The 21,670-nt window shown below is 74.3% G+C and carries 21 protein-coding genes; 13 read left to right on the plus strand and 8 right to left on the minus strand.

Going from position 1 to position 21,670, the window contains the following annotated elements:
* Window positions 1–5: 5 nt before the first annotated feature.
* Together sdhC and ACIF8S_RS10330 are read right to left on the minus strand one after the other, a co-directional pair.
* Window positions 6–386, minus strand: a complete 381-nt coding sequence (gene sdhC, locus ACIF8S_RS10325; protein ID WP_078540725.1) for a succinate dehydrogenase, cytochrome b556 subunit — start codon at window positions 384–386, stop codon at window positions 6–8.
* A gap of 263 nt (window positions 387–649) precedes the next feature.
* Window positions 650–1,255 carry a 2-oxo-4-hydroxy-4-carboxy-5-ureidoimidazoline decarboxylase gene (locus tag ACIF8S_RS10330; RefSeq protein WP_399998568.1) on the minus strand — a complete coding sequence of 202 codons (606 nt, stop codon included), beginning with the start codon at window positions 1,253–1,255 and terminating at the stop codon, window positions 650–652.
* A 196-nt stretch (window positions 1,256–1,451) separates the two neighbouring features.
* Between ACIF8S_RS10330 and ACIF8S_RS10335 the strand changes: the two genes are divergently transcribed.
* The 9 genes from ACIF8S_RS10335 (at window position 1,452) to ACIF8S_RS10375 (ending at window position 9,151) form a co-directional block, all read left to right on the plus strand.
* On the plus strand, window positions 1,452–3,005 hold the full coding sequence (locus ACIF8S_RS10335; protein ID WP_399999006.1) for a glycoside hydrolase family 20 protein: 1,554 nt from the start codon (window positions 1,452–1,454) through the stop codon (window positions 3,003–3,005).
* 114 nt (window positions 3,006–3,119) lie between these two features.
* The gene (locus ACIF8S_RS10340; RefSeq protein WP_399998570.1) at window positions 3,120–3,626 is read left to right on the plus strand and encodes a hypothetical protein; all 507 of its coding nucleotides are present in this window, start codon (window positions 3,120–3,122) and stop codon (window positions 3,624–3,626) included.
* A 108-nt stretch (window positions 3,627–3,734) separates the two neighbouring features.
* Complete coding sequence (locus ACIF8S_RS10345) at window positions 3,735–4,298, plus strand: hypothetical protein (RefSeq protein ID WP_399998572.1); 564 nt, start codon at window positions 3,735–3,737, stop codon at window positions 4,296–4,298.
* Between the two features lie 142 nt (window positions 4,299–4,440).
* The gene (locus tag ACIF8S_RS10350; protein ID WP_399998573.1) at window positions 4,441–4,836 is read left to right on the plus strand and encodes a hypothetical protein; all 396 of its coding nucleotides are present in this window, start codon (window positions 4,441–4,443) and stop codon (window positions 4,834–4,836) included.
* A 102-nt stretch (window positions 4,837–4,938) separates the two neighbouring features.
* Complete coding sequence (locus ACIF8S_RS10355; RefSeq protein ID WP_399998575.1) at window positions 4,939–5,118, plus strand: hypothetical protein; 180 nt, start codon at window positions 4,939–4,941, stop codon at window positions 5,116–5,118.
* A 153-nt stretch (window positions 5,119–5,271) separates the two neighbouring features.
* Window positions 5,272–5,889, plus strand: a complete 618-nt coding sequence (locus ACIF8S_RS10360) for an RNA polymerase sigma factor (protein ID WP_399998577.1) — start codon at window positions 5,272–5,274, stop codon at window positions 5,887–5,889.
* A gap of 220 nt (window positions 5,890–6,109) precedes the next feature.
* On the plus strand, window positions 6,110–6,967 hold the full coding sequence (locus ACIF8S_RS10365; RefSeq protein ID WP_399998578.1) for a hypothetical protein: 858 nt from the start codon (window positions 6,110–6,112) through the stop codon (window positions 6,965–6,967).
* 439 nt (window positions 6,968–7,406) lie between these two features.
* A complete protein-coding gene (locus tag ACIF8S_RS10370; protein WP_349790815.1) occupies window positions 7,407–8,078 on the plus strand; it encodes an RNA polymerase sigma factor in 672 nt (223 codons plus the stop codon).
* Window positions 8,078–9,151, plus strand: coding sequence for a hypothetical protein (locus tag ACIF8S_RS10375; RefSeq protein ID WP_399998580.1), 1,074 nt, complete (start codon window positions 8,078–8,080; stop codon window positions 9,149–9,151). Before ACIF8S_RS10370 ends, ACIF8S_RS10375 begins: the two co-directional genes overlap by 1 nt.
* A 187-nt stretch (window positions 9,152–9,338) precedes the next feature.
* On the opposite strand, the gene ACIF8S_RS10380 is transcribed toward ACIF8S_RS10375, so the two are convergent.
* On the minus strand, window positions 9,339–10,214 hold the full coding sequence (locus ACIF8S_RS10380) for a L,D-transpeptidase family protein (RefSeq protein WP_399998582.1): 876 nt from the start codon (window positions 10,212–10,214) through the stop codon (window positions 9,339–9,341).
* Between the two features lie 296 nt (window positions 10,215–10,510).
* On the opposite strand from ACIF8S_RS10380, the gene ACIF8S_RS10385 reads away from it, so the two are divergent.
* Window positions 10,511–12,091, plus strand: coding sequence for a methylmalonyl-CoA mutase (locus tag ACIF8S_RS10385; RefSeq protein ID WP_399999007.1), 1,581 nt, complete (start codon window positions 10,511–10,513; stop codon window positions 12,089–12,091).
* 63 nt (window positions 12,092–12,154) lie between these two features.
* Window positions 12,155–12,805 (plus strand): leucine efflux protein LeuE, encoded by a 651-nt coding sequence (gene leuE / locus ACIF8S_RS10390; protein ID WP_349797856.1) that lies wholly within the window; start codon window positions 12,155–12,157, stop codon window positions 12,803–12,805.
* A 33-nt stretch (window positions 12,806–12,838) separates the two neighbouring features.
* On the opposite strand, the gene ACIF8S_RS10395 is transcribed toward leuE, so the two are convergent.
* Window positions 12,839–14,239, minus strand: a complete 1,401-nt coding sequence (locus tag ACIF8S_RS10395; RefSeq protein WP_399998584.1) for an FAD-dependent oxidoreductase — start codon at window positions 14,237–14,239, stop codon at window positions 12,839–12,841.
* Between the two features lie 71 nt (window positions 14,240–14,310).
* Here ACIF8S_RS10395 and ACIF8S_RS10400 point away from each other — a divergent pair, with 71 nt between their 5' ends.
* Window positions 14,311–14,961: a TetR/AcrR family transcriptional regulator C-terminal domain-containing protein gene (locus tag ACIF8S_RS10400; RefSeq protein ID WP_399998585.1), complete on the plus strand. Its 651-nt coding sequence runs from the start codon at window positions 14,311–14,313 to the stop codon at window positions 14,959–14,961.
* A gap of 173 nt (window positions 14,962–15,134) precedes the next feature.
* On the opposite strand, the gene ACIF8S_RS10405 is transcribed toward ACIF8S_RS10400, so the two are convergent.
* The 4 genes from ACIF8S_RS10405 to ACIF8S_RS10420 form a co-directional block, all read right to left on the minus strand.
* Window positions 15,135–16,481, minus strand: a complete 1,347-nt coding sequence (locus ACIF8S_RS10405) for a polysialyltransferase family glycosyltransferase (protein ID WP_399998587.1) — start codon at window positions 16,479–16,481, stop codon at window positions 15,135–15,137.
* A 3-nt stretch (window positions 16,482–16,484) separates the two neighbouring features.
* Window positions 16,485–17,450, minus strand: a complete 966-nt coding sequence (locus ACIF8S_RS10410; protein WP_399998588.1) for a glycosyltransferase family 2 protein — start codon at window positions 17,448–17,450, stop codon at window positions 16,485–16,487.
* Window positions 17,451–17,711: 261 nt separating this feature from the next.
* A complete protein-coding gene (locus tag ACIF8S_RS10415; protein ID WP_399998589.1) occupies window positions 17,712–19,148 on the minus strand; it encodes a hypothetical protein in 1,437 nt (478 codons plus the stop codon).
* Window positions 19,148–20,137 (minus strand): glycosyltransferase family 2 protein, encoded by a 990-nt coding sequence (locus tag ACIF8S_RS10420; RefSeq protein WP_399998590.1) that lies wholly within the window; start codon window positions 20,135–20,137, stop codon window positions 19,148–19,150. The genes ACIF8S_RS10415 and ACIF8S_RS10420 overlap by 1 nt, the downstream gene beginning before the upstream one ends.
* 198 nt (window positions 20,138–20,335) lie before the next feature.
* On the opposite strand from ACIF8S_RS10420, the gene ACIF8S_RS10425 reads away from it, so the two are divergent.
* Window positions 20,336–21,643, plus strand: a complete 1,308-nt coding sequence (locus ACIF8S_RS10425; protein ID WP_399998591.1) for a DUF6716 putative glycosyltransferase — start codon at window positions 20,336–20,338, stop codon at window positions 21,641–21,643.
* The last annotated feature ends 27 nt before the right edge of the window (window positions 21,644–21,670 follow it).

The raw sequence follows: 21,670 nt of genomic DNA on the forward strand, positions 1-21,670 counted from the left end.
CTGCGTCAGCTCCCGAACAGTTCACGAGCGGCGTGGCCGAGGACGGGGTAGATCGCCCCGAGCATCAGCACGATCCACACGGCGACGACGGTCCAGAGCATCTGCTTCTGGTACCGGGCGCCCTTGATCCAGAAGTCGACGGCGATGACACGCAGGCCGTTGAGCGCGTGGAAGAGGATGGCGGCGACGAGGCCGTACTCCAGCAGCGCGACGATCGGCGTCTTGTACGTGGCCACGACGTTGTCGTAGGCCTCCGGGGACACGCGCACGAGGGCGGTGTCCAGCACGTGAACGAACAGGAAGAAGAAGATGAGGACGCCGGTGACTCGATGAGCCACCCAGGACCACATTCCTTCCCGGCCGCGGTACAGCGTTCCAGCCGGCACGGAAATTTCCTCCGGGAGCGGTGATTGGGGCCGCGCCGGCTTTCCTTGTCGGTCGGGCCCGGCCGGGTACGGTCCACCGGCCCCCAGCATGGTAGCGACGGTTGCCTGTGGCGCTTACGGGGGGCCTGCCGGTGTGATCAAACTTGCACTCGAAAAGGGGGCGGGGGGTTTGGGCGCGGCTACCGGGGTGGGGGGTTTGCGGTCATTTGCCGGGTGCGGCGGTCCTTGGGTCGCTCGCGCTCACGCGGCGGAGCCGCACATCGCTACAGCCCCGCGCCCCTGAGGGTGTCGTTCAGACGTTCCCTGGCCAGGAGGCGGAGCTGGTCTCTGGTGACCGCGTGCTCCTCGTCGGGATCGTTCGCCAATCGTGACCGGATGTTCTCCAGGACGCGGTCCAGGATCTCGTCCCCGGGGACGCCGTCCAGGCAGATGACGAACACGTGGCCGAACTTGGCCTCGTAGGCCGCGTGCGCGGCGTTCAGGGCGGTGTGGGCGGCCGTGTAGGTGTCCTCGGGGAGGGAGGGGACCGGCTCGGCGGCCAGCGCCTCGGCGATCTCCTCCGGAGAGAGGTCGTACGCCGCCTCGTCCGAGGCCGCCAGGAGGGACGCCACGTCGGGGTAGGGGCGGTGGCCGGCGAGCAGCAGCGCCCAGCGCCGGCTGCGCAGACAGGCCAGGAGGGCGCGCTCGGCGTCCGGCTCGGGGGCGGTGTTGAACCACTCGAGCGGGGACGGCGAGCCGGGCGCGCCGCGGGACTGTCCGGGTATGGCGACTCGGCCGGGGAGGTCTGGGAGACGGTGCGCAGGCAGCGTGGGTCCTCGTGGGCGTCTCGTGTGTGTCGGTGGCAGATGCTGTGAGAGTTGTGACGTCACGTTATCGAGTGAGTCCGAGACGTGTCCGATCGGTACCCCATTTCACCCGGACGGCAGAGTTTGGGAACGGCTTGTGGACGCCTCTCACCCGAACGGGTCGTACGTTGGCAGAGTGAGTCGGCACAGGCAGCACGGTCAGCGCAGGCGTCGCCCCGCCGAGGGGGCGACGCGACGGCGACGGGTGGCGGCGGCGGCCGTGGCGGCGGGCGCGGTGGTGGTCGCCTCCGGCGTGGGCCTCGGTCTGTGGGCCTCGGGCGGGGACGGCGACGCGGCCGCCTCCCCCTCGTCCTCCGCCTCCCCGACGCCGAGCCCGACCCGCAGCTATCCGCTGTCCGAGGCGCCGCGGACCATACCCGCCGTCCGCGAGCACACGGCCGAACGCGGTCCCGGCTGGCGCCCGGTGCCCGGCCACCGGGTGGTCGTGTCCGACCCGGCGCTGGCCGACGAGGGCCGGCTGACCGCCCGCGAGCTGGGGCTGACGTACGCGGGCGAGCGGGACGACGAGCGGGCCGGGGACGTGCGCCTGGAGCTGAACCGCGACGAGGGGGCGAACCCGGAGTCGTACACCCTGACGGTGCGCGGCGGACGGGTGACCGTGAGCGGGCCGGGGGAGGCGGGCGTCTTCCACGGCACCCGCACGCTCAAGCAGGAGATACGCGGCGCCGGCGCCGCCCCCGAGGGCGTGGTGCGCGACGAGCCGGCCAAGCCGCGGCGCGGCATGATGCTGGACATCGCGCGCAAGCACTACGACGCCGGCTGGATAGAGGACCGCATACGCGAGCTGGGCGACCTGAAGTACAACGAGATCGGCCTGCACTTCTCCGACGACCAGGGCTTCCGCATCGAGTCCGACTCGCACCCGGAGATCGTCTCCGAGGACCACCTCACCAAGGCGCAGGTCCGGAAGATCGTCGAGCTCGCGGAGAGCCGGCACATCACCGTCGTCCCCGAGATCGACTCGCCCGGACACCTCGGCGCCGTCATCGACGCCCACCCCGACCTCCAGCTGCGCAAGGCGAACGGCGAGGCGGTGCGCGGCGCCGTCGACATCGCGAACCCCGAGGCCGCCGAGATCGTCGACGACCTGCTGGACGAGTACGCCGGTCTCTTCCCCGGCGACCAGTGGCACCTCGGCGGCGACGAGTACCAGGCCCTGGTGGTCTCCGACCCCGAGGCGACCTTCCCCGGCCTCGCCGCCGCGGCCCGCGACAAGTACGGCGCCGGCGCCACCGTCGAGGACCTGACCACCGGCTGGCTCAACGACCGCGCCGCCACCGTCCGCGCGAACGACCGCGTCCCCCGCGCCTGGAACGACGGCTTCTTCTTCGGCGGGTCCGTCCAGGCCGACGAGGACATCCGGGTCGCCTACTGGACCGGCAAGGAGATCGGCGCCCGCAAGCCCGCCGAGTACCTCGCCGAGGGCCGCGACGTGATCAACTACAACGACGAGTTCCTCTACTACGTGCTCGGCGAGCCGCTCACCTTCGTCTACCCGACCGGTGAGCGGATCTACGAGCAGTGGACGCCGCGGGTGCTGCGCGGCACCACCGCCGTCCCCGCGAAGTACGACCGGCAGATCCTCGGCGGGTCCTTCGCCGTCTGGGGCGACCTGCCGCGCTCCCAGACCCAGGAACAGGTCGCGGCGGGCATCCGGATGCCGCTGCGGGCGCTGGTCCAGAAGCTGTGGGACCCGGGCGAGCCCGAGCTGTCCTGGAGCGAGTTCCGCGAGCTGGCGGACCGGCTGGACTGAGGAGCGGATTGCCGCGAACGCCTGCGAACCCCCGGGCGGCTGTGGTGGTGTTCTCGGCGAGCCGACGGCTCGGCGCGCCGGGCCGGGAACCGACATGCGGGGGGACACCGGCACATGGGTTATTGGGGCTATTTCGTCGTGGGCCGCGGGGAGCGGCCGCTCGCCGGACTGGACGCGCTGGCCGGAGCGGCCGGGGGACTGACCCTGCGCACCTCGGCCCCGGACGGGTGGCAGGTGTGGGAGTACCCGGGACGCGAGGGCGAGGTGGGCGGCATGGCCGGCCTGGCCCGGGAGACCGGGGCACCCGCGCTCTTCGGGTACGTGATGGACAGCGACTGCGTGGCCGTGGAGGCGGCGTCCCCCGAGAGCGGGGTGTGGACGGCCTGCCTCGCCCGGGACGCGATGGCCGGGTATCTCGACGGCCGGCAGGAGGGGCTCACCGTCGACGACTACTTCCTGGAACCCGCCGACGCCGCCGAACGCGCCGTGTTCTGGGCCGAGGAGGCCGGGCGCGTGGTGGCCGTCGAGGACGTCCTGGAGGTACTGACCGCGGACCCCGGACCGCTGGCCGAAAACCTCTTCTTCCGGCTGCTCGACCGGTTGCGTGTGGTGCCCGAGTGACACTCCCGGCTTGTCGCACGCAGTAAGGGGAAATGTGGGCTCCGTGAGGGACGAGGCCCGTCGAGGCCTCATCAGGGGGCCTGCGGAGACCCGCTGAGGGAGGCGTGGATGAGCCTGGAGGAACTGATCACGCGGGCCGACGAGCGCGGACTGGCCGTGAGCGGGTTGGCTTGTTTGGATCGGTGCGCGCCACTGCTGGGCGGTGACGACGAGGTGCTGCGGCCGCTGTGGGGGAGCCTCGCGGAGGGTCCCGCCGACGGCGACTGGGGCGAACTGCTGGAGCAGACGCGCGGGAAGCTGGACGCGGCGGCCGGCCCGGCGTGCGGTACGGACGAGGCGGCGGGACTGGCGCGCGGGATGCTCGCCGCCGCCCCGGCCGTACGGTCCGCGCCGGCGCTGCGGGAGTGGGCCGACCGCTGCTCCGCCGACGCGCTGCGCGTCCACTCGTTGCTCGACGGCGCCGGCGACACCGATCCGGCCGCCGCGCGCCGCGAGGACCGCGTGGAGGGTCTGTCGCCGTTGCTCGCCGCGGAACTGCGCCGCCAGATCGCCGTCCTGGAACTCGTCGCCGCCCACGGCACGGCCGGGCTGCGCGGCGCGCTGGAGGTGTCCACGGAGGGGCGTCGGGTGCTGCGCGCCGCGGTCTCCCGCCGCAGCCGCCGGGACGGGTGAGAGCCCGTGCCCGGCGGGGGCGTGCGGCAACGGTCGTGTGCGGGTCCTGGGGCGGTCGTGCGCCGGTTGTGGGAAGTCGCCGGTTCGGGGTGACGAAACGCTTCGCCGCAGCGCTCTCCAGAGTGTGACGACTGCGACGACTGTGACGACACAGCAGGAGACCAGGCCCTCGGCGGCGACGAAGCCGGTCCGCTGGGCGGCGGACGCGGTGGCGGCGATGCGCGAGGGGGCACGGCTGCGCCTCGACTACTCGGCGCGCAGTCTGTGGAGCGTCGACCGCATGATCGAGGACATCCGCCGGGAGTCGGCCCCGTACGCCGCCGTGGAGCTGGTGCTGCGCGGCTTCGGGGCCTACGCCGGCGAGGTGATCGTGCGTCAGACCGGGGGCGAGTGGTGGGCCTCCGGCGGCGACCACTGGGTGCGCACCCCCGACGGCCGCCTCTGGGACCCCGTCGACGAGGCCCGCCGCTGCTACACCCACGACGGCTCCCTGCGCCTGCTGTGCAGGGACGCGACGGCAGGCGCCCGGCGCCCGTGAGGGTGTCGCGCGGTGTGACGTTCTCGGGCGGCACGACGCAGCGTCGAGTGAGCCGACCGGTCACCGGCCGTCCGACACCGCGACGGCGAGGGGGCCGGCCTCATGGCGAACGAGTTCCGGCGGACGATCCGCCGGGCGATCGAGAAGGACACCTGGACGGCACGCCTCGTCGTCCTGCTCCTTGCGGCCGGTGTCGTCCGGGCGTGCGCCCAGGTGACGGCGGCCGGGTGGCCCCGCGGGGGCGCGACGGCGGCCGGGCCCGGCGTGCCTCGGCCGTCCTGACCGCGCGGGGCCGGTGGGGCGTCGGGGACGTGGGTTGACCTGTGACACTTTGCCGGCGGCGCGCGCTGAGGACCCTGGGGGCGTGACACGGCCGGCGTGCACACGTCATGCGGGAGCGAGGCGCTACGCGCTCGGTACGGACGAGGACGGTTCTTGGGCCACGGAGGGGAATCCCGCCGCGCACAGGCGTACGACGGGGAGCTGGGCGCGGCCGTCGCGCGCGCCCAGGAGGGCGACGAGGCCGCGTTCGCCGTGGCCTACCGGCTCGTGCAGCCCGGACTGCTCGCCTATGTACGCGGACTCGTCGGCGGCGACGCCGAGGACGTGATGTCGGACGCCTGGCTGGAGATCGCCCGCGACCTCAGCCGGTTCCAGGGCGACGGCGCCGGGTTCCGCGGCTGGACGGCGACCATCGCCCGGCACCGCGCGCTGGACCACCTGCGCCGGCAGCGGGTGCGGCCCCGGCCGTCCGCCCTCGAACAGGACGTACTGGAACTGCCCGCGCCGCACAGCACCCACGACCAGGCCATGGAGGCCATGTCCACCGAGCAGGCCCTCGCCCTCGTCGGCGGACTGCCCCGGGACCAGGCCGAGGCCGTGCTGCTGCGCGTGGTCGTCGGCCTCGACGGACCCTCCGCCGCCCGGGTGCTGGGCAAGCGACCGGGCGCCGTACGGACCGCCGCGCACCGGGGCCTGCGGCGTCTGGCGCGGCAGCTCGGCGGCGACGGTGTGACGGATGAGGCACCGCGGACGCTGGGTGAGTCGACATGACCGCGGGACGGAACGGCGGCCGTGTCGCACGGCACGGCCGGGCCCGCGGCTGAACGGCCGGGGCGGACGGACCGTATCCGTCTGTCCGGGGCCACCGGCCTCCCGCCTGGTGGGAGGGGGTGCGTCGGCCGCACGGCCGCACACGGACGGGCCCGGCGGCCGGACGACGGACCGGAGCCGGGCGCATCCGGACACACGATCGAGCAGGGACGGAACGGACATGGGTGAACGGCAGAGCGACGGCGGGCGGGCCGGCCGTCGGCGTGCGCGCCCCGAGGGCACACCGTCCGCGCACGGCCGTCCCGCTCCCGTCTCCGTCGAGGGGCCGGCCCGTGACACGGCCCGCCTGGAGGCGGCGCTCGCCGCCGTCCTGGTCCACCACCGCGTGGACGCCGGGGCGGAACAGCGGGCCGTCGCCGCGTTCGTGGCCGCCCGGGAGTCGGGGGCGCATGGCGCGCGCACCCGCCGCCGGGACGACTGGCGGGCCCCTCGACGGCGGTTCGGCGGGCGTTCGCTCCGGGCCGCCCTCGCCGCGCTGGCCGCGGGCTGCGCGCTGAGCGGGGTGGCGGTGGCCGGCATCGGGGCGGCGGGCTCCTCGACCGACGGCTCGTCCGAGAAGCCCCGGCCCACGGGGCCGCCGTCCGCCACGTCCGCCGCCTCCGCTCCGGAGGCTCCGGCGGCTTCGGCGGCCCCCGGGGAGGCGCCGGGCTCCGCAGCCTCCGCTCCGGAGGCCGTCGGCGCGGGTGGGCGGTCCGACGGCGAACGCCCGGACACCGCCCGGGACACCGAGGCCCACTGCCGGGCCTACGAGGCGGTCGCGGGGCGGGGCCGGGCATTGGACGCGACGGTGTGGGAGCGGTTGGTCGCGGCGGCGGGAGGTGAGGAGCGGGTGGGGGCGTACTGCGCCGGGCGCACGGCCCCCGCACCGGGGCCTACCACCGTGCCTCCGGCCCCGCAGGCCACCCAGCGGCCCGGTCGCCCCGCGGGGGAGGGGGCGGGGGCCGACGCGAGTGACGGGGCGAACGGTGCCGGGAACGGGAACGGTGGGCGGGGGGAGCCTGGCTCCGGGAAGCCCTAGGGTCGCGTTCCCCACCGGTGGGTGCCGTCGCGCCCACCCGTGCCGCCCGAGCGGCACGACTGCCCGCGGCCGGGGGCGACACCTGATGGGTCCTCAACCGACCAGTGAGGTGGGCGCGGAGACGGCCGGGGCCGCCACCCCCCACAGGAGAGGCCCCGGCCGTCGCGCGGTACGGGCCGCGCGGCGACCCGTACCTTCTACAGCGCCGGGCATGCGTTTTCTGTCACACGTCGGGTGTCACGGGTTAGTTGCATCTTGTACGGTCATGGACGGGGAGTGGTTTCAGGTCGTAACGTGCCTTTCGCGCCAGGCCGCGGGAGGCAAACGACCACAACCTCCGTGCGCGGCCTAGAGACCGCAACGACCGACTGAGCAATGACGACGGCGAGCAACCCGGTCCGCGAGAGCGGCGCCGGCTTAGGCGCAGAAGGGCGCACGCGTGCTGGGGGACGACGCGGAGCTGACTGCCGCGGTGCGTGCGGCACAGGACGGGGACGAGACCGCGTTCCGGACCGTGTACCGCGCCGTGCACCCACGGCTGCTCGGGTACGTCAGGACACTCGTCGGCGAGCCCGACGCCGAGGACGTGACGTCCGAGGCGTGGCTGCAGATCGCCCGTGACCTGGAACGCTTCAGCGGCGACGCGGACCGCTTCCGCGGCTGGGCCGCCCGTATCGCCCGCAACCGCGCGCTGGACCACATACGCATGCGCGGGCGCCGCCCGGCGATAGGCGGCGACGAGACCGAGCTGACCGGCCGGCCCGCCGAGTCCGACACGGCCGGCGAGGCCATGGAGGCGCTGGCCACCGACGGCGCGTTCTCCCTCATCTCCCGGCTGCCGCAGGACCAGGCCGAGGCCGTCGTCCTGCGCGTGGTCGTCGGCCTGGACGCCAAGACCGCCGCGGAGACCCTGGGCAAGCGGCCCGGCGCCGTCCGGACGGCGGCCCACCGCGGTCTGCGCCGGCTGGCCGAGCTGCTCGACGATCCGGAAGGCCATCCGGAAGCCGCGGGAGTGCTCGACGCCCTACCACCCCAAAGAGAACCACGCCGTCGTACGGTGACGTCCGCGAGTGTGACGCAGTTGCGAACGCGGACGCAGAAGGACATGTGATGGCCGATGAGCAGTACAGGTGGCTGGACCCCGAGGCGGCGGAGCGCCTGCTGAGCGGTGAGCCCCCCGAGGCTGCCGGCCCGCCCGACCGTGACCGGGCCGAACGGCTCGCCGGAACGCTCCGCGCGCTGTCCGCGCCGCCGCCCTCCGAGGGCGGGGAACTCCCCGGCGAGGCGGCCGCGCTGGCCGCCTTCCGCAAGTCCAGGGACGAGCGGGCGGGACAGGCCGACTCGGCCCCGCACGCCGGTCAGGGAACCGGACCGGCGGGCGCCGACGTCGGCCTGATCCGCCTCGGCGCCCCGCGCGCCGGACGTAACGGAACCCTGGACGGACCCCGCCGGCCGCGTCCCGCGCGGCTGCTGCTGGCCGCCGCGCTGGTCGCGGGCATGGTCGGCGGCGCCGCGGTGCTGGCCGGGACCGGACTGCTGCGCACCCCCTCCGACGACTCCCGGTCCGGCCCCGCGGGCTCCGCCACGGCCACCCACCCCGAACGCCCCCTGTTCTCCCCTCCGTCGACAAGCGGTTCCGTCTCCCCCGACGACCGGAAGGCGGACGGAGGCGCCGACGGCGGCCGGGCCGGTGCCGGGGCCGACGGGGACACCGGCCGCACCAGCGCGCCGGCCGATCCCGACGACGGTCCGGCGTCCCTCGCCGCCCGCCGGCAACTGGTCATGTCGGCGTGCCGCGCGTGGCACGAGGGCCGGCCGGTGAACGGCGAACGCCGCCGGGTGCTGCACGAGGCGGCGGGCGGCGCCTCCCGCGTGCCCGGGTACTGCCGCGGTGTCACGGCCGGCGGGAAGACCGGCGACCGGGACGCCGGGGACCGGGGCGACACGCACGACGCCGAGACCCGGCTCGACCCGGGCGACGCCGGGGACCACGCCGCGAACCCGGGCCAGGGCAAGGGCCACCAGGACCCGGGCGACGACGGCGGGAACGGGGGCCAGGACAAGGACCAGGGCAAGGGGAACGGCGGCGGCAACGGCAAGGGCAACGGCAAGGGCCCGGACCGGAACGAAGGCAAGGGCAACAAGGCCGAGGCGGGCGACAAAGGGCCCGGAAAGCCCTCCTGACCTGCGGTGACGCCCTCCGTGACGTGATCGCGTACCGCCGGGTGTGACACTTCCGGCGCTCGTGACGCAGTACTGAGTGAGCCGACTGGTCATCGGCCGTCGCACGGAGCCTGGGTTCCCCCCGTACCCGCGGCTCGTGCACCTGGCGCGGGCGGGACACGTTCCCCCGGTCCCGCCCGCGCCCCTTTCACCAGTGGACGACGACCTTGTCGCCGTCGCGCACCTGCTCGTACAGCTCCGCGATCGCCGCCTCGTCGCGCACGTTGACGCAGCCGTGCGAGGCCCCCGCGTAGCCCCGGGCGGCGAAGTCCGACGAGAAGTGCACCGCCTGGCCGCCGCTGAAGAACATCGCGTACGGCATCGGGGAGTCGTAGAGCGTGGACACGTGGTGCCGGGACTTCCAGAAGACCTGGAAGACGCCCTCGCGGGTCGGGGTGTACTCCGAGCCGAAGCGGACCGGCATCGTCGACACCGTGCGGCCGTCGATCATCCAGCGCAGGGTGCGGCTCGACTTGCTGATGCACATCACCCGGCCGGTCATGCAGCGCGGATCCGGTGCGTCGGCGGGCTGGCCGCCCATCAGGTACAACTCCCAGCGGCCCGGTTCACGCGTCATCGCGCGCAGCCGCTGCCAGGTGACCGTGTCGGTCACGCCCGTCCTCGGCAGCCCGCGCTTGCCCTGGAAGCCCCGGACCGCCTCCGCCGTCAGGTCGTCGTAGGTCCCGGTGGGCCCGTGGAAGACCCAGGCGATCTGCCGCAGCCGCGCCTGCAGCTCACGTATGTCCCGCCCCTTGTCCCCGGGCGACCACAGCACCCGCGCGGGTGCCGGCCGGGTCGACGGCGGGTGAGACGGCGACGGCTTCGCCGGGGCGTCCGGCGTCCGGGCCGGCGGCGCGGACCGTGTCGCGTCCGGCGTCCGGTCCGGCACCTCGATCCGCACCGGCGACCTGCCCTGCCCGTCCGTACCGGCCGGCTGCACCGTGCACCCGGTCGCACCCACGGCACCGGCCGCCAGCGCCGCCAGGACGGTGATCCCCCGCCCGCTCGTGATCTTCCCGCGCACCCCTGCCCCCGTTCGTCCCGCCCCACCGGACCGGTCCGGTCGTCACCTGAGTTCTACCCCGGACGTGACCGGGGCGGAACAAGGGGGCATGGTGGGGAGTGACCGGACGACGTCCCGGGACAGCCCTGTGAGCGGGGTCCCACCGAGGCTGTGAGGAAGGTCCCAGCGTGTGCCCCTCCACCGGGCCGCACGCGCACCGCTACAGTCCGTCGAAGGGTCGGCCTGTACTGGTGAGTAACTGGCGAGTGACCGGCGATCGGATCGAGCAACGCTGCTCAGCGGGAGGCATGCACATCATGGCGCGCGAGTCGGAGTCCGGACTGCCCATCGAACCGGTCTACGGGCCGGAGTCCCTCGAGGGCTGGGACCCGGCCGAGAAGCTGGGCGAGCCGGGCGCCTACCCGTTCACCCGGGGCGTCTATCCGACCATGTACACGGGCCGTCCGTGGACGATGCGCCAGTACGCGGGTTTCGGTACGGCGACGGAGTCCAACGCCCGCTACAAGCAGCTGATCGCCAACGGGACGATGGGTCTGTCGGTCGCGTTCGACCTGCCGACCCAGATGGGGCACGACTCCGACGCGCCGATCGCGAGTGGTGAGGTCGGCAAGGTGGGTGTGGCGATCGACTCGATCGACGACATGCGGGTGCTGTTCGGCGGGATTCCGCTGGACAAGGTGTCCACGTCGATGACGATCAACGCGCCGGCCTCCTTGCTGCTCCTGCTGTACCAACTGGTCGCGGAGGAGCAGGGCGTGTCCGCGGACCAGCTCACGGGGACGATCCAGAACGACGTGCTGAAGGAGTACATCGCGCGGGGGACGTACATCTTCCCGCCGAAGCCGTCGCTGCGGCTGATCGCGGACATCTTCAAGTACTGCCGGGCCGAGATCCCGAAGTGGAACACGATCTCGATCTCCGGCTACCACATGGCCGAGGCGGGCGCCTCGCCCGCGCAGGAGATCGCGTTCACCCTCGCCGACGGCATCGAGTACGTGCGCACCGCGGTGGCGGCCGGCATGGACGTCGACGACTTCGCCCCCCGCCTGTCGTTCTTCTTCGTGGCGCGGACGACGATCCTGGAGGAGGTCGCCAAGTTCCGTGCCGCGCGCCGGATCTGGGCGCGGGTGATGCGGGAGGAGTTCGGGGCGAAGAACCCCAAGTCGCTGATGCTGCGCTTCCACACGCAGACGGCCGGGGTGCAGCTCACGGCCCAGCAGCCCGAGGTGAACCTGGTGCGTGTCGCCGTGCAGGGCCTGGCGGCGGTGCTGGGCGGCACGCAGTCGCTGCACACCAACTCCTTCGACGAGGCGATCGCCCTGCCGACGGACAAGTCCGCCCGGCTGGCGCTGCGTACCCAGCAGGTCCTCGCCTACGAGACCGACGTGACCGCGACCGTCGACCCGTTCGCCGGCTCCTACGTCATCGAGAGGATGACCGACGAGGTCGAGTCCGCGGCGCTGGAGCTGATGCGGAAGGTCGAGGACCTCGGCGGCGCGGTCAACGCCATCGAGCACGGCTTCCAGAAGAACGAGATCGAGCGCTCCGCCTACCGCATCGCCCAGGAGACCGACTCCGCCGAGCGGGTCGTGGTCGGCGTCAACCGCTTCCAGCTCGACGAGGAGGAGCCCTACGAGCCGCTCCGCGTCGACCCCGCCATCGAGGCCCAGCAGGCCGAACGCCTCGCCAAGCTGCGCGCCGAACGCGACCAGGAGGCCGTCGACACCGCGCTGGCCGCGCTGAAGAAGGCCGCCGAGGGCGAGGACAACGTCCTCTACCCCATGAAGGACGCCCTCAAGGCCCGCGCCACCGTCGGCGAGGTCTGCAACGCCCTGCGCGAGGTGTGGGGCACGTACGTGCCGAGCGACGCCTTCTAGGCGGCGTTCTCGCAGGTCGAGACAGGAGCGAGGAGTGTCGCACGGCGTGCGACACTCCTTGCCATGTTCGGTGTCGTCGACCTTCCCACCTACCTGGCGGGCCTGGCCCTGATCATCCTGCTGCCGGGGCCCAACTCGCTGTACGTCCTGTCCGTCGCCGCCCGCCGCGGGGTGCGCTCCGGCTACACGGCCGCCGCCGGCGTCTGGTGCGGGGACGCCGTCCTGATGACGCTGTCGGCCGCCGGGGTCGCCTCCCTGCTCCAGGCCAACGCCGTGCTGTTCGGCATCGTGAAGTACGCCGGCGCCGGCTATCTGGCCTGGCTGGCCGTCGGGATGCTGCGGGCCGCGTGGGGCATGTGGCGCACCCGCGGGGAGGAGAGCGCGCAGGAGGCTCCCGCCGCGGAGGCGGCCGGTGAGCGTCCGTTCCGCCGGGCGCTGGTCGTCAGCCTGCTCAACCCGAAGGCGATCCTGTTCTTCATCGCCTTCTTCGTGCAGTTCGTCGACCCCGCCTACGCCTACCCGGCGCTGTCCTTCGTGGTCCTCGGCGCGTTCGCCCAGATCGCCAGCGTGCTGTACCTCAGCGCGCTGATCTTCAGCGGCACCCGGCTGGCCGCCGCCTTCCGCCGCCGTCGCCGGCTGTCGGCGGGCGCCACCTCGGCGGCGGGCGCCCTGTTCCTGGGTTTCGCGGCGAAGCTGTCGACGGCGAGCGCGTAGGGCCTGTCCGGCGTCCGTGTCCCGGACGGGCCGTCAGGGCCGGCCGTGTCGGGCGAGGTAGGTGCCGAGCCCGTCCGGGGTGTCCCCGGTCCAGCCCACGTAGCCGTCCGGGCGGACCAGGAACAGGCCCGTGCCGTACGTGCGGTGGGACGGGCCGCGCACGAGCCGCACGCCCGCGGGCGGTTCGGGGGCGTCCGTGCCCAGCGCCAGCAGGGTCCAGTTCGGCCCCCGGAAGGCGTCGAAGAGGCGCACGCCGTCCACCCTGCCGTCCGGCGCCCGGTCGCCCGCGCGCACCGGCCCGGGCTCCGCGCGGGTCTCCGCGCTGAGCGAGGACTCCCGGTACTCCAGGTCCAGTTGCAGGGTGGCACCGCCGCGCTTCGCCTCGCCCCGGTGGATGCGGGTGGACAGGCCGAGCATCGCCGCGGCGACGGCCCTCCGCTCCTCCTCGTAGCTGTCGAGCAGGGAGGCGTCCGCCCCGCCGGACAGCACCGCGTCGAGCTTCCAGCCCAGGTTGTAGGCGTCCTGGACGCTGGTGTTGAGGCCCTGTCCGCCGGCCGGGGAGTGCACGTGCGCCGCGTCGCCCGCGAGGAACACCCGGCCGACGCGGAACCGGTCGGCGAGCGCGGCACGCGGCCGGAAGTCGGAGGCCCACAGCACCTCGGTCACGTCCTCGGCGGCGAGGTGCGTGCGGGCGGCCACGACCCGCCGCACGGCGCCGGGGGAGACGTCCACCCGGGTGCCCTCGGTGAACCGGGCGACCAACTGGAAGTCGTCCGTCCCGGCGAGCGGGCAAAGGGTGAGGAACTCGTCCTCGCCGTCGTGCGGCGGGAACAGGTGCCACCAGTCCCGGTCCAGGCCGTCGATCCGCACGTCCGCCACCAGCATCGGCAGCGGGTCGACCGCCTCGCCGGTCATGCCGGTGCCGACCGCCCGGCGCACCGCCGACCGCCCCCCGTCCGCGGCGACCAGGTAGCGGGCGCGCAGCGGCGGGCCGGCGGCGAAGTGGGCATTCACGCCGTCCTCGTCCTGGGTGACGCCGGTGACCTCGCGGCCGAAGGCGATCTTTCCGCCGAGCTCCTCCAGCCGGTCGCGCAGGATCCGCTGGGTGCGCCACTGCGGCACCATCCAGCCCTCGTAGGGCGCCTCCTCGGTGGGCTCCACCGGCTCCATCAGGCGGTGCTCACCCAGCTGCCTGCCGTCGCGCCAGAGCATCTGGCGCGGGTAGCGGCCGCCGCCCGCCCGGATCCGGTCCAGCACGCCGAGGTCGTCGAAGACCTCCATGGTGCGCGGCTGGAGTCCCTTTCCGCGTGACCCGGGGAACAGGTCGTCCGCCCGCTCCACGATCAGCGCCGGCACACCGCGCCGGGCCAGGTCGATGCCGAGCGCCAGGCCGGTCGGCCCCGCGCCCGCGATCAGGACATGGGTGTCGCTCATGCGCACTCTCCTTAACGCTGTTAAGTGACCTGCCGCCCGAGCGTCTCCCTAACGGTGTTAAGTTGTCAAGCGTGAGTACGGAACGACGCGCCCCGCTGGACCGCCGACGGGTCGCCGACACGGCACTGACCCTGCTGAACGAGACAGGTCTCGACGGTCTGACGCTGCGCGCCATCGCCAGGGAGCTGGACGTCAAGGCGCCCGCCCTGTACTGGCACTTCAAGGACAAGCAGGCGCTGCTCGACGAGATGGCGACCGAGATGTTCCGCCGCATGACCGACGGGATCGAACTCGACCCGGACGACAGCTGGCAGGAGCGGCTGCTCAGGAGCAACCGGGTGCTGCGCCGGACGCTGCTCGCCTACCGCGACGGCGCCAAGGTGTTCAGCGGCACCCGCTTCACGGGGCTCGAACACGCCGAGCAGCAGGAGGCCGGCCTGCGCCTGCTCACGTCCGCCGGCCTCACTCTCACCCAGGCGGCACGGGCGCTCCAGACGACGTTCCTCTACACGCTCGGCTTCGTGGCCGAGGAGCAGGGCGTGGAACCGCGCCCGGGGGAGCGCCGCGAGGGCTTCGACGTCGAGGCCCGCGCCCGGCTGATGGCCGCTCACCCCCTCGCCGCCGAGGCCGGAGCGGCCCTCTTCGGCGACTTCGAGGAGCAGTTCGAGGAGGGCCTCGCCCTGATCGTCACGGGGATCGAGGCCCGCTACGGGACGAACTGAGCGGGGGCCTCAGCGCCGGTGGTCGAAGTGGCTTGCTGAGGCTTGGCCGAGTGGCCACCGGCCGCGCCTCTGGGTGGGCCGCTCGACCGTCACCCTCAAGGGGCGCGGGGAACTGCGCGACAAGCCCTCGCCGGCCGGTGGTCGAAGTCGCTTCCCGAGCCTCGGCCGCGTGCCTACCGCCTCCCGCCCCGGCGCACCGCCCGCCCCACTTTCCGCTTCGCGCGCCCCGCGCGGACCCGGGCCCGGGTGCCGGGGCTGCTGCCCGGGAGACCCAGCTCGGCCAGGCGCAGGGCGGGGAAGTAGGCGGCGGGGCTGTCGGCGAGACGTTCACGCAGCCATTCCTCGGCCGGCTCGCGCAGCTCCGGATACGTGCGGGGCTGCATGCAGAAGCCCGTCGTCCGCACCAGCGGCGCCAGGCTCTCCGGCGCCGCGCCCAGCACGGCCGGCGTCTCGTCCCGCTCCAGGTCGGGCACCAGGTGGTCGACCAGCACCAGCGGGATCCGGTTGCTGTTCTGGTACGGCCGCAGCCGGTCCAGCACCAGCCCCGTCCCCACCCGCGCCACGGGCACGCCGTAGTAGGCGGACGCGGTGACCATCGCCGTGGAGAAGCAGCCGACGACGAGCTGTGGCCGGGCGTGGTGGTACAGCGTCTCCGCGAGCAGCGGCGCGTCCAGCACCGCGAACCGCACACCCGCGTCCGCCGCCGCCTTCGCCAGCGCCGCCGAGTAGCCGGCCGGAGCCGTCGGATGGGGCTTGAACAGCACCGAACGGTGCCCGGCGCGCACCGCCCCGGTGAGCATGCGGACGTGCAGGTCCTCCTCCTCGGCGGGGGTCAGGATGCCGAGCGCCGCGAGGTACTGGCCGAGCAGCACGGCGGTCGGCGCATCCGCCCGCACGGGTGCGAGGAGCGGGTCGTCCGCCGCGTCCCGGGCGACCTCGTCCAGCACCGCGCGGAACGCCTCGTCCGGAACGATCACCGGCTCCACGCCGTACTCGGACAGCAGCAGCGGCCGCAGACCGGGGACCAGGTCCAGGTGGAGCAGCCGTTGCACCCGGCTCGCGACGGTCAGCGGCAGCCTCTCCCGGGTCGGGCCGTAGCTCATCAGGCCGTCCGCGTACACGTCGACGGCGCTCTCGGAGAAGATCGCCGTCAGCGCGCGCGCCGGGTTGGCCTGGACCGACTCGACGGCCAGCTGGACCGTCTCCCGCTCCCCGATGCCCCACAGCAGCCGGAAGGCCCGCTGCCACAGCACCGTGTCGTTCCCGCGCGGCCCCCAGGCGCTCGGGTGGTACGGGCTGATCGCCTCGTTCCAGCTCACCACCTCGTCGAACCGCCCGGCGAGCGGGCCGTGGCCGCGCATCTCGTCCAGGCGCAGCGCCGTCTCCGGCACGGCGGCGTTCTGCGAGACCAGCAGCAGGCGCCGGGACTCCGCGCGCGGTCCGAACAGGCCCGCGTCCAGCGCGGCGGCCAGCGTGGCCGCTCCGTACAGCGTGGAGACCTGGAAGATCTGGGTGTGCATGTCTCAGGCAGCCTTCCGCCCGTCGCGCAGGCGGCCGAGCAGCCTGCCCCGGGTGCTGTCGATGGTGGCGAGGGTCCGGTCGAGCTCCCGCTCGGGCATGCGGTGCAGCGCGGCCCGCGCCTCGTGCCGCAGCCGCCGGGCCGCCGCGGGCTCGTAGTCGTGCGCCTTGCCGACGTGGAACGCGATCATGGCGCAGTAGGTGCGGACCGCCTTGAGCAGGAAGCGGTCCGCCTCCGGGTCCTCGCGGACCTCCCGCAGCAGGGCGTCGTAGGCCGGGATGAAGTCCAGCTGCCGTTCGTCCCGGACCTGGGTGAGGGAGGTGGCCACCCCGCGCCGGTAGAACACGCCGTGCAGACCCAGCGAGGCGTACGTCCGGGCCCGCAGGTGCAGCCTCCAGATCCACAACCGGTCCTCGGCGGTGCGCAGTTCCGTCGCGAAGCGCAGGCCGCCGTCCTCGAACAGGTGCCGGCGGTAGACCCCCGCCCAGACGAACGGGTAGTCCACCATCGTCTCGGTGTCGGCGGGGGCGATCCCGTCGCGCGGGTCCATCACCGCGTGGCGCACCCGGGCCGGGGGCCGCTTCACCACCCGGTCGGTGCCGGTCGCCTGCACATGGTCGGTGCGAGCGAAGTCGCACCCCAGTTCGTCCATGGCCCGCGTCAGCCCGGCGAGATGGCCCGGCCCGTACCAGTCGTCCCCGTCGAGGAACGTGACGTACTCGCCGCCGGCCACGTCGATGCCGGAGTTGCGGGCCTGCGCTATCCCCAGGTTGGTGTCGTGCCGGATCACCCGCGCGCCCGGGAGCCGCTCCGCCCACCGGTCGACCACCTCGGCGGTGGCGTCCGTGGAGCAGTCGTCGACGAGCAGGAACTCGACGTCCGGGCCCGCGTTGCGGGCGAGACTGCGCAGGGTGGTCTCCGCGTACGCCTCCACGTTGTGCAGGGCGACGACGACGGACAGCTTGGGCACGTGGACCTCTTTCTCGCGGGTACGGGGCGCGGCGGCCCTGCTGTCCGGCACGGCGGGGCCGTCGGGCGGCGCGGCGGGCCGACGGCCGGGATGCGGCGGGCGCACGCGGCCCCGGAGGCCGAATGTGCCCCAGCACGGCGGTCCGCCGGTGGCGCCCGGATGGACACCCGGTGAACAGTCCCCTGCCAACGGGCCACCCCGTGGTCCTCGCCCGCCCGCCGGGCGGGCGAGCCCTTCACGGACACCGCCGCGCAGTGCGCGTCAGCCCCGTACGGCCTTCCGTACTGCCCGCACCCTCCGCACCACCCGCCGGGCGGCCCGGGTGCGCGGCAGGAACGCCAGCCCCCTCGGCACACCCCCGGGCAGCGCCAGCGCGGTGAGCCGCCCGCGCGGGAACCACCGCCGGTCCCGCGCCCGCGCCCCGAGATACCGCTCGGCGACGCCCCTCAGCGCGGGGTGCACCCGCGGCCGCATGGTGAAGGAGAGCGCGGCCAGCAGGTCACCCAGCTCGTCACGCGCCGGTACGAGCCCGTCGCCGTCAGCCCTCTCTCCGGCCGACGGCACGCCCCCACCGCCCCGCTCCCCGCCCGTCGGCGCCTTCCCACCGGCCGAGGCGTCCCCCGCGCCGGCCCCGGGCACCCTCGTCCCGACCTCGGACCCCACCCCCGGCAGTACCGCCTCCGCCAGCACCAGCGCCACCCGGTGCGGGTGGTCGTACGGCGTGAGCCGGGCCAGCCGGCGGTCCGTGCCGACCCGGGCCACCGGAAGGCCGTACAGCGCCGACGCCGTGAACAGCGCGGCAGACGAGCAGCCCACGACCAGCGCAGGCCGGGACGGTAGCAGCAGCTCGGCGGGGACGGGGGAGTCCAGGACGGTGAGGTCCACCCCCAGTCGCTCCGCCTCCGCCCGCGGCGCGCCGCCGGGTCCCGCCCCGGCCGCGGGATGCGGCACGAACACCGCCCGGCGGTGACCGCGTCCGGCCGCCGCCCGCAGCATCGCCCCGTGCAGGGCGTCCTCCCCGTCCCGCACGCCCTCCGCGCCGGCCCCGAGCGCGGCCAGGCTCTCCCCGACGACCAGCGCCGCCCCCTCCGGGACCCCCGCCACCGCAGAGGCCACCTCGCCGGCCACCGCCCGGTAGGCGTCCGCCGGCACCGCACGCGCCGGCACCCCGAACTCGTCCAGCAGCAGGGGCGTCAGACCCGGCACCAGATCGAGGTGCAGCACCTGCCGTACACGCGTGCCGATCAGCGGGTCGAGCTTGCCCCGGGTGGGCCCGTAGTCCGCGGGACCCCCCGCGCAGACGTGCAGCGGCGCCCCGGTGAACACCCGCGCCACCGCCAGGGCGGGCGGGACGTCCGGGGGACCGAGCACCAGCTCCACCCGGTCGTCGCCGAGCCCCCACAGCCGCCGGACGTGCCGCTCCAGGAGCGGTACGTCCTCCACGCGGGGTGTCCAGGCCGCCGGGTGGAACGGCCGGACGGTCTCGTTCCAGGACAGCACCGCGTCGAAGCGGGCGCGCAGCCGGCCGAAGCCGGGCACCTCGTCCCACGCCGGTGCCGCCTCCGGCACCGGGGAGTCGTCGCACACCAGCAGCACCCGGCGTTCCGCGTCCGGGAGCCGTCCGGCCTCGGCCGCGGCCACCATGGTGACCACGGCCGACGGGCCGGAGGCACAGAAGATCTGCGTCCTCGCCGCCATCACGCGGCCTCCTTCCCCACCAGGAGCGGCGCCCGCCGCAGCTTCCGCAGCCGCGCCGCCCGTCGCGGGTCCATCGAGTCCAGCACCCCGTCCAGCACGTCCCGCGGCAGCCGCCGCAGCGCCGCCGCGCACGTCGCCCGCAGCCGCGCGGCCACGGCCGGCTCGAACTTGTCCTGCTCGGCCAGGTGGTGGGCGATCACCGCGCAGTACGTCCGCACCGCCTTGGGCAGCAACCGGGCCGCGTCCCGGTCCGCCGCCGTCTCCGCGACCACCCGGTCGAAGGCGCGGACGAAGTCCAGCTGCCGCTCGTCCCCGATCCGGGTGAGGGAGGAGGCGACGCCCTTGCGGTAGAACACCCCGAGCAGCCCCACCACGGCGAACGACTCCGCCTCCCGGTGCAGCCGCCAGATCCACGGCCGGTCCTCGGCGGTGCGCAGTCCCTCGGGGAAGTGCAGCAGCCCCCGCTCCAGCAGCCGCCGGTGGTACACACCCGCCCACGCCTGCGGGTAGTCCACCGCGGTCGTCCGGTCGGCGGGCAGGATCGCCTCGCGCGGGTCCAGCACCTCGTCCCGCAGCCCCACGGGCACCCGGTGCACGGTCCGGGCACGGCCGGTGACCCGTACGTGGTCGGTGCGCAGGAAGTCGCACCCCGACTCCTCGGCCGCCGCGACCAGCCGGGGCAGGTACCCCGGGGCGAACCAGTCGTCGCCGTCCAGGAAGGTCAGGTACTCGCCCCGCGCCGCGTCCAGGCCTGTGTTGCGGGCGGAGGCGATCCCGCCGTTGCGGTCACGGCGGATGTGACGCACCCGCGCGACACGGGCCAGCTCCCCGGCCGCCCGCTCGACGATCACCGGGGTGTCGTCCCGCGAAGCGTCGTCGACCAGGACGAACTCGAAATCGCTCCGGGCATTCTCCCGGAGACTTCTGAGCGCGTCCGGCGCGTATTGCTGGACATTGTGAAAGGGAACGATCACGGAAAGCTTCGGCACCCGTGAAACATTAGGAGCCCCTCCGTCGGGCCTTCTTTCCGTCGGCCGTACGGAGCGTGAACTCCGTGTGTCGGTCCGGTGGATCGCGCCTGCCTCGGACGTTCCCGCAGCCCGGTTCGGTTCTCCGTGGGGTGCTGTTAACTTTTCGTTGAGGCGCGGTTGGGCCGTTGTCGAAATTCGCTTCCTAACGTCTTCGGTGTGCCAGCCAGTGCAAAGAAGCCCCTCAGGGTGGCGGTCCTCGCGGATTCCGACACCCGGTGGAAATGGGGCACGCTCACCGCGAAACGCGTCGCGCCGCGCGACATCCGCCTGGACGGATATCTGCTGCGGGGCCGCGCCACCCCCACCCCCCGCCAGCTCGGGGAGGTAGGCGTCCGCGCGGACTCCCTGCGGGAGGTCACCGCGGCCGGTTTCCTGCGTGCGATGCGCGAGGAGCCGTACGACGTGCTCGTGCTCGCGCTGGTCGGCGGCGGCGTGCAGGCGATGCTGCACGGGCTGGGACGCGTGTGGGAGGACCGGCCCGACCGGCCCGTGGTGGTCACCGGTTACGTCGGCGTCGTCTACGAGAAGCTCACCGACGGCCTGCTGCTGCGGCACGGAGCCGACCTGGTGCTGGCCAACTCCCGCCAGGACGCGGAGCGTTTCCGCGCCGTGTACGAGGGGGTGGGCGCCGACGCCGGCGCGGTCACGGAGGTCGCGCTGCCGTTCCTCGGGGGCGAGCCCCACACCGGCGGGCACGAGCCCCGCACGGTCGTCTTCGCCGCCCAGCCGTCCGTGCCGGAGACCCGTACGGACCGTACGTACCTGCTGGACCGCCTGGTCCGGCACGCCCGCCTCCACCCGGAGCGCGAGGTGCTGCTGAAGCTGCGCTCCCGGCCCGGCGAACACACCACGCACATCGAGGAGCTGCCCTACCAGAAACTGGCCCGAGGCCTCGACCTGCCCGCCAACCTCCGCCTGGTGTACGGGCACATGGGCGAGGTCCTGGACCGCACCGACCTCCTCGTCACCGTCAGCTCGACGGCCGCCCTGGAGGCGCTGCACCGGCGCGTCCCGACCGCCGTCCTCACCGACCTCGGTGTCCGCGAGGCGCTCGGGAACCACCACTTCACGGGCTCCGGCTGCCTCGCCTCCTGGGACCAGCTCGACGCCGGACACCGCCCGGTGCCCGACCCGCGCTGGCTGACCCGGCAGGGCGTCGCGGCCGACGGTTCGTACGCGACCGCCTTCGACGCCGCCCGCGCCCGCATCGCCGGCCTGCTCGACGCGCCCGGCGGACTCCCGCCGCTCGCCCCGTACTACACACCCGTCACTGCGCCCGGCTATCTGCCCGGCGTCCTCGCCCGCCACCACCTGGCCCCCGACGGGACGCCGCTGCCCGGCGCGCCCGCCGCCGGCCGGGAGCCCGGTCCGGTCCGCCGGATCGTGCGCCGCACGGCACGGGGCGCCTACCGCCACGGCGTGCAGCGCGTGGCCCCCGTGATCCGCCGCATGGGCGAGCTGTGACCGCGCCCGCCCTTCATCGAGGAGCTG

The sequence above is a fragment of the Streptomyces sp. NPDC085937 genome (assembly GCF_044540535.1).
Classification (GTDB): domain Bacteria; phylum Actinomycetota; class Actinomycetes; order Streptomycetales; family Streptomycetaceae; genus Streptomyces.

What these genes read in the sequence shown, in the direction of transcription:
- ACIF8S_RS10340 (WP_399998570.1), top strand. Translation starts at nt 3,120, where the DNA reads ATGGGTTATTGGGGCTATTTCGTCGTGGGCCGCGGGGAGCGGCCGCTC.
- ACIF8S_RS10345 (WP_399998572.1), top strand. Translation starts at nt 3,735, where the DNA reads ATGAGCCTGGAGGAACTGATCACGCGGGCCGACGAGCGCGGACTGGCC.
- leuE (WP_349797856.1), top strand. Translation starts at nt 12,155, where the DNA reads ATGTTCGGTGTCGTCGACCTTCCCACCTACCTGGCGGGCCTGGCCCTG.
- ACIF8S_RS10395 (WP_399998584.1), bottom strand. Translation starts at nt 14,239, where the DNA reads ATGAGCGACACCCATGTCCTGATCGCGGGCGCGGGGCCGACCGGCCTG.
- ACIF8S_RS10405 (WP_399998587.1), bottom strand. Translation starts at nt 16,481, where the DNA reads ATGCACACCCAGATCTTCCAGGTCTCCACGCTGTACGGAGCGGCCACG.
- ACIF8S_RS10415 (WP_399998589.1), bottom strand. Translation starts at nt 19,148, where the DNA reads ATGGCGGCGAGGACGCAGATCTTCTGTGCCTCCGGCCCGTCGGCCGTG.
- ACIF8S_RS10385 (WP_399999007.1), top strand. Translation starts at nt 10,511, where the DNA reads ATGGCGCGCGAGTCGGAGTCCGGACTGCCCATCGAACCGGTCTACGGG.
- ACIF8S_RS10355 (WP_399998575.1), top strand. Translation starts at nt 4,939, where the DNA reads ATGGCGAACGAGTTCCGGCGGACGATCCGCCGGGCGATCGAGAAGGAC.
- ACIF8S_RS10365 (WP_399998578.1), top strand. Translation starts at nt 6,110, where the DNA reads ATGGGTGAACGGCAGAGCGACGGCGGGCGGGCCGGCCGTCGGCGTGCG.
- ACIF8S_RS10375 (WP_399998580.1), top strand. Translation starts at nt 8,078, where the DNA reads ATGGCCGATGAGCAGTACAGGTGGCTGGACCCCGAGGCGGCGGAGCGC.